The 11,770-nt window shown below is 46.2% G+C and carries 17 protein-coding genes and 2 pseudogenes; 13 read left to right on the top strand and 6 right to left on the bottom strand.

Annotated elements, in window-relative coordinates:
• The 11 genes and pseudogenes from KEM39_RS04705 to KEM39_RS04655 form a co-directional block, all read left to right on the top strand.
• Positions 1 to 755, top strand: a 755-nt coding sequence (locus KEM39_RS04705) for a MafB family polymorphic toxin (RefSeq protein ID WP_211709663.1), incomplete at its 5' end; no start/stop codon positions are given.
• Entirely contained in the window at positions 743 to 973 is a 231-nt protein-coding gene (locus KEM39_RS04700) for a hypothetical protein (protein WP_002259487.1), read from the top strand. The genes KEM39_RS04705 and KEM39_RS04700, both read left to right, overlap by 13 nt.
• Before the next feature lie 144 nt (positions 974 to 1,117).
• Positions 1,118 to 1,543: pseudogene (locus tag KEM39_RS04695) on the top strand (HINT domain-containing protein); the annotation flags it as partial.
• A 184-nt stretch (positions 1,544 to 1,727) separates the two neighbouring features.
• Complete coding sequence (locus KEM39_RS04690) at positions 1,728 to 2,183, top strand: hypothetical protein (protein WP_003680258.1); 456 nt, start codon at positions 1,728 to 1,730, stop codon at positions 2,181 to 2,183.
• A gap of 68 nt (positions 2,184 to 2,251) precedes the next feature.
• The gene (locus KEM39_RS04680; RefSeq protein ID WP_002239521.1) at positions 2,252 to 2,650 is read left to right on the top strand and encodes an immunity 41 family protein; all 399 of its coding nucleotides are present in this window, start codon (positions 2,252 to 2,254) and stop codon (positions 2,648 to 2,650) included.
• A 30-nt stretch (positions 2,651 to 2,680) separates the two neighbouring features.
• Positions 2,681 to 3,058 carry an immunity 41 family protein gene (locus KEM39_RS04675; protein ID WP_002216453.1) on the top strand — a complete coding sequence of 126 codons (378 nt, stop codon included), beginning with the start codon at positions 2,681 to 2,683 and terminating at the stop codon, positions 3,056 to 3,058.
• A gap of 48 nt (positions 3,059 to 3,106) precedes the next feature.
• Positions 3,107 to 3,565 (top strand): hypothetical protein, encoded by a 459-nt coding sequence (locus KEM39_RS04670; RefSeq protein ID WP_211709662.1) that lies wholly within the window; start codon positions 3,107 to 3,109, stop codon positions 3,563 to 3,565.
• A gap of 140 nt (positions 3,566 to 3,705) precedes the next feature.
• Positions 3,706 to 3,783: pseudogene (locus KEM39_RS11990) on the top strand (restriction endonuclease fold toxin); the annotation flags it as partial.
• Positions 3,784 to 3,785: 2 nt separating this feature from the next.
• Positions 3,786 to 4,145: a hypothetical protein gene (locus KEM39_RS04665; RefSeq protein WP_002245438.1), complete on the top strand. Its 360-nt coding sequence runs from the start codon at positions 3,786 to 3,788 to the stop codon at positions 4,143 to 4,145.
• Between the two features lie 11 nt (positions 4,146 to 4,156).
• Positions 4,157 to 4,492, top strand: coding sequence for a hypothetical protein (locus tag KEM39_RS04660; protein WP_002235455.1), 336 nt, complete (start codon positions 4,157 to 4,159; stop codon positions 4,490 to 4,492).
• Between the two features lie 293 nt (positions 4,493 to 4,785).
• Positions 4,786 to 5,919: a hypothetical protein gene (locus KEM39_RS04655; protein ID WP_211709660.1), complete on the top strand. Its 1,134-nt coding sequence runs from the start codon at positions 4,786 to 4,788 to the stop codon at positions 5,917 to 5,919.
• A gap of 86 nt (positions 5,920 to 6,005) precedes the next feature.
• Here the strand turns inward: KEM39_RS04655 and KEM39_RS04650 are convergent, their stop codons facing one another.
• The 6 genes from KEM39_RS04650 to KEM39_RS04630 all read right to left on the bottom strand — a co-directional run bounded on the left by KEM39_RS04650 (position 6,006) and on the right by KEM39_RS04630 (position 10,192).
• Positions 6,006 to 6,380: a hypothetical protein gene (locus KEM39_RS04650; protein ID WP_211709659.1), complete on the bottom strand. Its 375-nt coding sequence runs from the start codon at positions 6,378 to 6,380 to the stop codon at positions 6,006 to 6,008.
• Positions 6,381 to 6,401: 21 nt separating this feature from the next.
• Complete coding sequence (locus tag KEM39_RS04645; RefSeq protein WP_003711175.1) at positions 6,402 to 6,677, bottom strand: GIY-YIG nuclease family protein; 276 nt, start codon at positions 6,675 to 6,677, stop codon at positions 6,402 to 6,404.
• On the bottom strand, positions 6,674 to 7,957 hold the full coding sequence (locus tag KEM39_RS04640) for an AmpG family muropeptide MFS transporter (protein ID WP_003676519.1): 1,284 nt from the start codon (positions 7,955 to 7,957) through the stop codon (positions 6,674 to 6,676). The genes KEM39_RS04645 and KEM39_RS04640 overlap by 4 nt, the downstream gene beginning before the upstream one ends.
• 3 nt (positions 7,958 to 7,960) lie before the next feature.
• On the bottom strand, positions 7,961 to 8,086 hold the full coding sequence (locus KEM39_RS11840; protein WP_300990003.1) for a hypothetical protein: 126 nt from the start codon (positions 8,084 to 8,086) through the stop codon (positions 7,961 to 7,963).
• A 24-nt stretch (positions 8,087 to 8,110) separates the two neighbouring features.
• Entirely contained in the window at positions 8,111 to 9,529 is a 1,419-nt protein-coding gene (glnA, locus tag KEM39_RS04635) for a type I glutamate--ammonia ligase (RefSeq protein ID WP_211709658.1), read from the bottom strand.
• Positions 9,530 to 9,802: 273 nt separating this feature from the next.
• On the bottom strand, positions 9,803 to 10,192 hold the full coding sequence (locus tag KEM39_RS04630) for a surface-adhesin E family protein (RefSeq protein ID WP_211709657.1): 390 nt from the start codon (positions 10,190 to 10,192) through the stop codon (positions 9,803 to 9,805).
• Between the two features lie 174 nt (positions 10,193 to 10,366).
• Between KEM39_RS04630 and aroE the strand changes: the two genes are divergently transcribed.
• Positions 10,367 to 11,176 (top strand): shikimate dehydrogenase, encoded by an 810-nt coding sequence (aroE, locus tag KEM39_RS04625; RefSeq protein ID WP_211709656.1) that lies wholly within the window; start codon positions 10,367 to 10,369, stop codon positions 11,174 to 11,176.
• Positions 11,177 to 11,178: 2 nt separating this feature from the next.
• Positions 11,179 to 11,770 (top strand): monofunctional biosynthetic peptidoglycan transglycosylase (gene mtgA, locus KEM39_RS04620; protein WP_211709655.1); only part of this gene is annotated, 592 nt, incomplete at its 3' end.

Below are 11,770 nucleotides of genomic sequence, written 5' to 3'. Positions count from 1 at the left end.
TCAATCCGACCGACACCCGCAGCATCCGGCAACGCATATCCGACAACTACAACAATCTCGGCAGCAATTTCTCTGACCGCGCCGATGAAGCCAACAGAAAAATGTTCGAGCACAATGCCAAGCTCGACCGCTGGGGCAACAGCATGGAGTTTATCAACGGCGTCGCCGCCGGCGCGCTTAACCCCTTTATCAGCGCGGGCGAAGCCGTTGACCAGTGGATGCAGGAAAACCCCAATGCCGCCGAAACCGTCGAAGCCCTGGTCAACGTCCTGCCGTTTGCCAAAGTCAAAAACCTGACAAAGGCGGCAAAGGCGGCAAAAGCAGCCAAAGCCGCGAAGTTGGCAAAGGCGGCAAAACCGGGGAAGGCGAAGGTCAGCGGGGATTTTGCCGTTGCCACACAAGCCAAATACAAGCAATATGGGGATGCGCATTCTGCCAATGCCCAATCGGCATTAGCTAAGAAATTGTCAGGTTTGGAAGATGCTCAAAATAGTGCGTCTAGGACAAAAACTTTACCTGATGGGAGAATCAGGTATTATGAAGCTGAGCGATTTGCTAGAACCGAGGGAAGAACGAGGGGTAATAGCTTTGTTACAGAATATAATCCTAAAACAGGCAGTACCCGACAATGGACGGAAAATTATGACCATAGCGGGAACGTAACTATGGTTCATCCTAAATCAATTAACGGACAAAGTGTAACCTCTCAGCATTATCCACCAACAAAACAGGAATTAGATTCATGGAAAAAATAACTCAACAATACGCATATTCTGAACTGCTCAGATTGTTCAATCAAAACGCTTCGGATGAAAAAATTGCGAATCTTGCTTTTGATTTTCTGTATGCTTGGTCAAAAGATAATTCTCCAGAATCTCGTAATATAATCTATGATTTAGCACTTATCGGTGAACCGGGTATGGAACTGACCCGTAATGACATAAAAGAATTGATTGACAGTTTAGTTGAGTAAGTATAGGTTAGGCTGAAAATCCCACAATCAAAAGGTCGTCTGAAACTGCTTTTAATTTCCAGACGACCTTTCCTTCATTTGAAACAGGATATTGAGAACTAAGTTCTTCAAAAATCCTACACCTGCTCCTTCCACGGCAACACCTTGGTTAAAACGGCAGACGGCTACAAAGCTATTGCCCGTATCCGGGTCGGCGACCGTGTCTTCGCCAAGGACGAGGCAAGCGGAGTAACGGGATACAAACCTGTTACCGCCCAATACGGCAATCCGTATCAGGAAACCATTTACATTAAAGTTTCAGACGACATCGGCAACAGCCAAACCCTGATTTCCAACCGCATCCACCCATTTTATTCGGACGGCAAATGGGTTAAAGCAGAGGATTTGAAAGCGGGAAACAGGTTGTCGTCTGAAAGCGGCGCGGAACAGACGGTTCAAAGCATTACCGTCAAACCGGAACCGCTGCAAGCCTACAATCTGACCGTCTCCGACTGGCATACTTACTTCGTCAAGGGTGATAGGGCGGAAACGGAAGGGGTTTGGGTTCATAATGCGTGTCCGCCAAAAAGAACAGGAAGCTCCAAGAATGAAAAACATGGAGATGGCGGTCGAAGTCAAATATCAGCGGAATCACGAATTGCTGAATTAGAAAATAAAATTATTCCCGGAATGTCCAAAAATGAACGCTTAAAGATTGAGCGAAAAATCAGAAATATTACAAAAAATGCCAATCGAAAAGCAAAAGGAGAAGAGCATGGTCGACGCGGTCGTTAAAACTCCCGAATTTGTACCTTTTACTTCTGTAGGAATATTCCGTTTTGGTGCGGATATAACACAGTACAAAAACATACTGGAAACTTTTATGTATGAACCTCCTGATAAGTTTAGAACAGAATATTATGAATCTCCCGACTCAAATTTACTCATTGCCGTCAAAAAAAACAAAATTATTTCGATATTTTGTTATCAGGAGCTATATTTTATGGGCGTTAATTTAATAGGTCTGAATTTTGAAGATTTTAAACAACTTTTCCATCACCCTAAATCATACGGTATTGATGAATATTATTTATCAAATGAATCTTATCCGACATATGTCTATGAGTTTGATGAAATAGGAGTACAAGCATGGGAAGCAAAAGGGAAAGTTGTTACTATCATTGCCGGGGGCAAAGACAATTATTCGACAGAACCTTACTACGATGAATAACATTACAGAAAAGAAACAAGAAACGGTACATTTGATAAAAACCTAAATCGTATTGGAGATTAATTATTATGTGCGAGTTCAAGGATTTTAGAAGAAACATCCCTTGTTTTGAAGAGTATGACGAAAATTCATTTATTGGCAAATGGTATGATGACGGGGTGTGGGATGATGAAGAATATTGGAAATTGGAGAATGATTTAATCGAGGTTAGGAGAAAATATCCTTATCCGATGGATATACCAAGGGACATCGTGATTGGAATCGGTAGCATTATTGATTTTTTAATGGTTCAAAATTGGAAACTTTTTGAAATTAAAGCTTCTCCTTGGTTGCCTAAAAGTGTCAAAATTAATGAGCGTTATGAAAGGTTCAGAGTAATGCTTCGTTATATTTTTACTGATTTAGATGTAGAGGACTGGAAATTTTTTTACTTTCCAATACAACATAGTAAAGGTAGATTGAGATGAAAAGTTTAATTATATTGGAGATACATTATTATGTGTGAGTTCAAGGATATTATAAGAAACGTTCCTTATTTTGAGGGGTATGACGAAAATTCATTTATTGGCAAATGGTATGATGACGGGGTATGGGATGATGAAGAATATTGGAAGTTGGAGAATGATTTAATTGAGGTTAGAAAAAAATATCCTTATCCGATGGATATACCAAGATATGTTGTCATTGGAATCGGTACCATTATTGATTTCTTAATGGTTCCAAATTGGAAACTTTTTGAAATTAAAGCTTCCCCTTGGCTACCTGATAGCGTAGGAATTAATGAACGTTATGAAAGGCTTAAAACAATGCTCCGTTATATTTTTACCGAGAAAGACATAGTCAACGTGCGATTTGATTATTACAACAAAAAATAGCAAAACCCGGCAATCAAAATGCCAATCGAAAAGCAAAAGGAGAAGAGCATGGTCGACGCGGTCGTTAAAACTCCCGAATTTGTACCTTTTACTTCTGTAGGAATATTCCGTTTTGGTGCGGATATAACACAGTACAAAAACATACTGGAAACTTTTATGTATGAACCTCCTGATGAGTTTGGAACAGAATATTATGAATCTCCCGACTCAAATTTACTCATTTCCGTCAAAAAAAAAAACAAAATTATTTCGATATTTTGTTATCAGGAGCTATATTTTATGGGCGTTAATATAATAGGTCTGAATTTTGAAGATTTTAAACAGCTTTTCCATCACCCTAAATCATACGGTGTTGATAAATATTATTTATCAAATGAATCTTATCCGACATATGTCTATGAGTTTGATGAAATAGGAGTACAAGCTTGGGAAGCAAAAGGGAAAATTGTTACTATCATTGCCGGAGGCAAAGACAATTATTCAACAGAACCTTACTACGATGAATAACATTAATGGCAGGCATAGGTTGGGTTGAGAACTCAACAACAAAAGGTCGTCTGAAACCGTAATCGATTTTTCAGACGACCTTTCTGTCAATCCAAACAGATTGTCGAATCTTAATCCAACCTGTGCTTGCTGTACGGAACAGGCACGGTGTTCATTCACAAGTTAAGTCATATATTGAATCAAAAGGCGGCATTGTTAAAACAGGTTTAGGAGATTAAACATGGCATCATATGTTTCTATAAAAGGATGGATTGAATGCTCTGACGATGATATAAAAATCATCCAAGAAAACATTAATAATTTTTGGAATAATTGTCCCTTCAATATCGAAGAGAAAGAATCTGCAAAAATATATAAAAGTGGGTGGGTTTTCCCGACAAATAGTTTTAATTGGAGCAGCTATATTTTTTTTGGTGCATGCGTAAAATCTTATTTCATTATTTATTTTGAAAAATGTATTAAAACAATAATGGAATTGGATATTGAAATATCAGGTTTTTTTGAATTAGATTATTATGAAGATAGTTATAAAGTAAATTGGAAAATAAATAATGGCAATTTAATACAAACGACTAATTAAATGGACAAAAAATGATGGCTGATAAGGAACAAGTAGAAAAGATGATTTATTCTGAAAATAAACAGAGTGTTATTGACGGTATGCTCGGTATGACCTTCAGCTCGGAGGAGGATGAAATCCCTTGGATTTCTGAGAAATTGACGGAGTTGTCGAAGCATAAAGACTTGGATATTGCCAGATTGTCATTAACCTGTTTTGGACATCTTGCCAGGATGCATGAAAATATCGGCGATTGCGATAAAGTGATTGCTTTATTGCGCTCAAAACAAGGTAATCCGGATTTTCAAGGTTTTGCCGAAGATGCGTTAGACGATATTTCCTTCTTTATATTTAAAAAGCGTCCGTAAGCACCGGCAAGGTCAAATCTGGCAAATGCCGTCTGAAGCGGTATTCGGCTTTCAGACGGCATTTTCTCCGATTAGCACAGGATGCAGGGGCTTGCCGGCTTGATTTTGCCGAAGTTGTTGGCACGCAATTTGGAGGGGGCGACAACCTATGAAAAATAAATCGTTAAGGATATTTTTAGTTTTACCCAATTTGTTTCCGAAAAAGTACGGCAGCAACCGTAGATTAGATTAAAAATCAAACAATCAAAGCTCGTCTGATATAATCGATATATCCTTTTAAACGAAAAATAAATATGTTTAAAAAATTCAAACCGGTATTGTTGTCATTTTTTGCACTTGTATTTGCCTTTTGGCTGGGGACGGGTATTGCCTATGAGATTAATCCGCGTTGGTTTTTGAGCGATACGGCAACTGAAATACCTGAAAATCCGAATGCTTTTGTGGCGAAACTTGCCCGCCTGTTCCGAAATGCCGACAGGGCGGTTGTCATCGTGAAGGAATCGATAAGGACGGAGGAAAGTCTTGACGAAACTGCGGATGACGGTCCGTTGCAGTCGGAGAAGGATTATCTCGCGCTCGCTATCCGGCTCAGTCGTTTGAAAGAAAAGGCGAAATGGTTTCACGTAACGGAGCAGGAACATGGGGAAGAGGTCTGGCTGGATTACTATATCGGCGAGGGCGGTTTGGTTGCGGTTTCGCTTTTGCAACGTTCGCCGGAAGCGTTTGTTAATGCCGAATATCTGTATCGGAACGATCGTCCGTTTTCTGTAAATGTGTACGGCGGAACGGTTCACGGGGAAAATTATGAAACGACAGGAGAATATCGGGTTATTTGGCAACCGGACGGTTCGGTATTTGATGCGGCGGGGCGCGGGAAAATCGGGGAAGATGTTTATGAGCATTGTCTCGGGTGTTATCAGATGGCTCAGGTATATTTGGCGAAATACCGGGATGTCGCGAATGATGAGCAGAAGGTTTGGGACTTCCGCGAAGAGAGCAACCGGATTGCGTCGGACTCGCGCGATTATGTGTTTTATCAGAATATGCGGGAATTGATGCCCCCGGGGATGAAGGCGAACAGTCTTGTGGTCGGCTATGATGCGGACGGTCTGCCGCAGAAAGTCTATTGGAGTTTCGACAATGGGAAAAAACGCCAGAGTTTCGAATATTATTTGAAAAACGGAAATCTTTTTATTGCACAATCTTCGACGGTAGCATTGAAAGCGGATGGCGTAACGGCGGATATGGAGACCTATCATATGCAACAGACGTGGTTTTTGGATGGCGGGCGGATTGTCCGCGAAGAGAAACAGGGAGACAGACTGCCTGATTTTCCTTTGAACTTGGAAGATTTGGAAAAAGAGGTGCGCCGTTATACAGAGGCTGCGGCGAGACGTTCGGGCGGCAGGCGCGACCTTTCTTACTGAACGCCAATGCCGTCTGAAACCGGTTTTCAGACGGCATTGGAGAGTCAAACGCTTTTTGCAATGCTGTATATTCCAAATCCAATTCGCTATAAATTGAAAACCACAATCCAAAAAACAGAAATACACATTATAAAACAAATAAATAAGTTGACATATTGTGCAATATCGAAGGCTGTATCATATTTTCCCATCGGGCCTTCCCCGTTCTTTATATGAGCGGTAGGCATCCTCATAAAAGAAGGGATACCGATAAGGGAAAATACCCCAGCATAAAAAATATACTGATTAATCAATACAAATCCAACAAACAGTTCATCGTATTCTTTTCTGTTGACGTATAAAAAATACTGATATATGCCTTCACTTTCATAGGGCGACGCTTTATGTGCCGTCTTGTGTGTTGAAACGTCGGTTTCCCTTACCGCCTGCCCTGCTTTTCCCTGATTGCTGATTGCTGCCAACTGCCGTCCGAACCTGAACCGTCAGGTTTCAGACGGCATTTTTTCTGCCTGTTCCCACAATTTCCGTTTTTGTGCGGCGGTCAGTTTTTTGACGGCGATTTCCTGTTTGAGCGCAGTGCCTTTATCCATGCCGCCTGCAACGATACGCATCGCCACCGGTTTGAATACGCGGGTATATTTCGCGCCTTTGCCGGAAGCGTGGGCGGCAAGCCGCTGTTGCGGATTCGGGCTGATGCCGCAATAGAACGCACTGTTTTCACACAATATCAGGTAAACGCTCCAATTTGACGCGTTCATCTGCCTGCATCCTGAGTTTTTTCCCCGTTCCAAGGCGCAACTTGCAGCAACAGCAGCATACCCGGAAGGGCAAGTATGAAACATAGCTGGAAAAACGGTACATAACCGAGCCATTCAATCAGATAACCGGCAAAGGAATTGATGACCGTACGGGGAACGGCGGACAGGCTGGTAAACAGCGCAAGCTGCGTTGCGGTAAATGCGGGATTGGTCTCGCGCGCCATATACGATACGAACGCCGCCGTCCCCAACCCCACGCCGACTGCCTCTGCACCGATAACCGCCGCCAGCATCATCCTCTCGCTTGTACCGACCGTGTCGAAATGTCCGAACCCTGCCAGCCATACAAACCCCAAAACGGTTACAGCCTGCACCGCGCCGAATATCCACAAGGCTTTGTTTACGCCGATTTTCAGCATCCACACGCCGCCCAAGATACCTGCCGCCACTGCCGGCCACAGTCCTGCATTTTTCGCAATCAAACCGATGTCTGTCTTGCTGAAACCCATATCCAGATAAAACGGCGTTGCCAACGCGGTTGCCATACTGTCGCCGAGTTTGTAAAGGAAGATAAACAGCAGCACGCATACCGCCGAAGCGATGCCCTTGCGCGTAAAAAATTCTTTAAACGGCTCTACCACGGTCTGCTTCAACGTTTTAGGAACGGCAGGCGGCAACACGGGTTCGCGCGCGAGAAACAGCGTCATCAGAAGGCCGGGCAGCATAAATAATGAAGTGATAACAAATACTTCTGACCACGGCATCCTGTCTGCCAACACTAAACTCAATGAACCAGGAATCAGGGCGGCAACCCTATAGGCGTTCACATGAACCGAGTTGCCCAAACCCAATTCCTCGTCCGACAAAATCTCGCGCCTGAACGCATCTAATACAATATCCTGACTGGCGGAAAAAAAAGCGACAAGCACCGACAAGCCGGCAATCAGCGGCAGATGATTCCGGGGGTTTAAAAAGGCATATGCCGCCAAAGCCGCCAGCAAACCTGCCTGCGTCAACAGCATCCACCCGCGCCGCCGGCCCAAAATGGGAACCCTGACCGCGTCCATCAGCGGAGACCACAAAAATTTCCAAGTAAACGGCAGACCGATCAGCGCCATCAGCCCGATGCTCTTCAAATCCACCTGCTCGCTGCGCAACCATGCCGGAATCAGGTTAATCAGAAAGTACAGCGGCAGCCCCGAGGTAAACCCCGTAAAAATACAGACAAGCATATTGCGGGAAAAGATTTGCCCGATAAAACCTGATTTCGATACAGTCATGGTTCAAACAGCCAAGAAATAAAAGCCTATTGTAGCAAATATCGCCCAACCGCTGAAAAACACCGTCCCTGCTCCGCCGTTTTGCCGTTCAAATGCAAAATGCCGTCTGAAACTGTGTTCAGACGGCATTGCTTTTCTGAAAACCCGACGTGCTTACAGGCTGTAATACATTTCAAATTCCAGCGGGTGCGGCGCCATGCGGATGCGGCGGACATCTTCCTCTTTAAAGGCGATGTAGCTGTCGATCCAGTCTTTGCTGAACACGCCGCCGCGCAGCAGGAATTCGTGGTCGGCTTTAAGGGCGGACAATGCTTCTTCTAAAGAGGCGCAAACGGTCGGCACCAATGCATCTTCTTCCGGCGGCAGGTCGTACAGGTTTTTATCGGCAGGGTCGCCCGGATGGATTTTGTTTTGAATACCGTCCAAACCCGCCATCAGCAGGGCGGCGAACGCCAAGTATGGGTTGGCAGTCGGATCGGGGAAACGTGCTTCGATGCGGCGTGCTTTGCTGCTGTTCACGGACGGAATGCGGATGGAAGCGGAACGGTTTTTGGCAGAGTATGCCAATTTAGTCGGCGCTTCAAAGTGCGGCACGAGGCGTTTGTAGGAGTTGGTGGACGGATTGGTAATCGCGTTCAAGGCTTTGGCGTGTTTGATGATGCCGCCGATGTAGTAGAGCGCGGTATCGGACAAACCGGCATAGCCGTCGCCTGCAAACAGGTTTTGACCGTCTTTCCAAATGGATTGGTGAACGTGCATACCGCTGCCGTTGTCGCCCATGATGGGTTTAGGCATGAAGGTAGCGGTTTTGCCGAAGTTGTGGGCAACGTTTTGAATCACGTATTTCATGTCTTGGGTTTGGTCGGCGCGTTTGACCAGTGTGCTGAACTTCGTGCCGATTTCCATTTGGCTGCCGGTACCGACTTCGCTGTGGTGGACTTCGACTTCGATGCCGAGTTCTTCCAAAATGTTTACCATCGCGGAGCGCAGGTCTTGTCCCTCATCAATCGGGGCAACGGGCGCATAACCGCCTTTGACGGCAGGGCGGTGGCCGGTGTTTTGACCATCCATGTGCAGGCCGCTTGCCCATGCGCCGCTTTCGGAAGTGATTTCGTAACGGGTTTTGTGCATATCGGTTTCAAACTCTACGCCGTCGAAGACGAAGAATTCGGGTTCGGGGCCGAAGTATGCCGTGTCGCCGATACCGGAAGATTTCAAATAGGCCTCGGCGCGGCGTGCGATGGAGCGCGGGTCGCGGTCGTAACCCTGACCGTCGGCAGGGTCGATGACATCGCAGGTAATGACGACGGTAACATCATCATAAAAAGGATCGACGAAGGCTGTGGACGCATCGGGACGCAGCTGCATATCGGAAGCCTGAATGCCTTTCCAGCCACCGATAGACGAACCGTCAAACGCCTGACCGTTTTCAAACCACTCTTCGGGGTCTTCCAACACGATGCGTGCAGGCACGGTAAAGTGGTGCTGCTTGCCTTTGGTATCGGTAAAGCGCAAATCGACAAAGCGGGCTTCGCTTTCTTCAATCAATTTTACGACGTTTTTAATAGACATTTTTCAGCTCCTGGAAAAGGGAAATAGCAAAATATGCGGAACGCGGCAGATTAGCTCAAAGCCAGCATGATTCTACCACGTCCATGCCGTCTGAAACTGGCCCTACGTCAAATTCCAAGCTGTAAAATATAGTTTCAGACGGCAAGATTGTCAACAATATGCTTCGGTTTGTCTGTTCAAAAGCGGAATACCCGCCCTTTTGTCCGAATGCCGACAAAACAGATGCCGTCTGAAAGCAGTTCAGACGGCATCTGTTGTTTGATTTGAAAACGGTCAACGGGGATAGTGGTTGCAGACAAATTTGTACGCATTCTCTCCAACCGTACCGGGAATGACATAATCCCATTCGGCATAGGATGGTGTGTAAGAACTGATAGAGTTTCCCGATTTGGAATACCACGTTAACGTCAAAGTCCTATGACGTTTACCACTGCAATCCATTTCTTCCAACCCTTTAATTACATTAAAAAATTTTCCATTGTCATGCTTTTGCGACTTTGCGTACCTTTGTTCGAACCATGCTCTATTGTCCGTACGACTGTCTGCATCACCAAACATGGCAGCATTACTGTCATTGCCAGTACCTACCCACACCCAATCCGCCGCCACCGCCGGCGTTGCCAACCCTAATGCAAATACTGCCAAGCACAACATCTTTTTCATGTCCGACCCTTTCGTCCTTGTCAACAAAATAAAGTTAAATTGTAACAAAAAAAAAACGACTTTTTTCAAGAAACAAACATTCTGTCATGCTACCTGACAACCGTTTCAGACGGCATCATTTCCATCTGTACGCCGCCGTTATAAAATAGCCGTCCCGTCTTTTGGAACACGACCATGACCGCCCTCCCCCGCTACGCCGTTTTCGGCAACCCCGTCGCCCACAGCAAGTCGCCGCAGATTCATCAACAATTTGCCCTTCAGGAAGGCGTTGACATTGAATACGAACGCATTTGCGCCGACATCGGCGGTTTCGCGCAGGCGGTTTCGACATTTTTTGAAACAGGCGGTTGCGGGGCAAACGTTACCGTACCGTTCAAACAGGAAGCTTTTGCACTAGCGGACGAGCATTCGAACCGCGCTTTGGCTGCCGGTGCGGTCAATACGCTGGTGTGGTTGGAAGACGGCAGAATACGCGGCGATAATACCGACGGTATCGGTTTGGTCAACGACATCACGCAGGTCAAAAACATTGCCATCGAGGGCAAAACCATTTTGCTTTTGGGCGCAGGCGGCGCGGTGCGCGGCGTAATTCCGGTATTGAAAGAACACCGCCCTGCCCGTATCGTCATTACCAACCGTACCCACGCCAAAGCCGAGGAATTGGCGCAGCTTTTCGGCATTGAAGCCGTCCCGATGGAGGATTTAAACGGCGGTTTCGATATCATCATCAACGGCACGTCCGGCGGCTTGAGCGGTCAGCTTCCTGCCGTCAGCCCTGAAATTTTTCGCAACTGCCGCCTTGCCTACGATATGGTTTACGGCAACGCGGCGCAGGCGTTTTTGAACTTTGCCCAAAGCAACGGCGCGGCCGAAGTTTCAGACGGCCTGGGTATGCTGGTCGGTCAGGCTGCCGCTTCCTACTCCCTCTGGCGCGGGTTTACGCCCGATATCCGCCCCGTTATCGAACACATGAAAGCCCTGTAACCATGTTCCGCATCATCAAATGGCTGATTGCCCTGCCCATCGGCATCTTTATCTTTTTCAACGCTTATGTGTACGGCAACATCATTACCTACCGTGCCGTCGCGCCGCATCAAACCGCCTTTATGTCGATGCGGATGAAGCAATTTGAACAAGAAGGACGCAATGTCGCCCTGGATTACCGCTGGGTTCCCTACGACCGCATTTCCACCAACCTGAAAAAAGCCCTGATTGCTTCCGAAGATGCCCATTTTGCCGGACACGGCGGCTTCGATTGGGGCGGCATTCAAAACGCCATCAGGCGCAACCGGAACAGCGGCGAAGTGAAGGCAGGCGGATCGACCATCAGCCAGCAGCTTGCCAAAAACCTCTTCCTTAACGAAAGCCGCAGCTATCTGCGCAAAGGGGAAGAGGCGGCCATTACGGCGATGATGGAAGCCGTTACCGACAAAGACAGGATTTTTGAGCTGTATCTGAATTCGATTGAATGGCACTACGGCGTTTTCGGCGCGGAAGCTGCGTCCCGGTATTTTTATCAAATACCCGCCGCCAAGCTGAGCAAACAGCAGGCGGCGAAATTGACGGCGCGCGTCCCCG

Source organism: Neisseria sp. Marseille-Q1983, assembly GCF_018224585.1.
Taxonomy (GTDB): Bacteria; Pseudomonadota; Gammaproteobacteria; order Burkholderiales; family Neisseriaceae; genus Neisseria; species Neisseria polysaccharea.
This window is presented reverse-complemented; position numbering and strand designations above follow the sequence as displayed.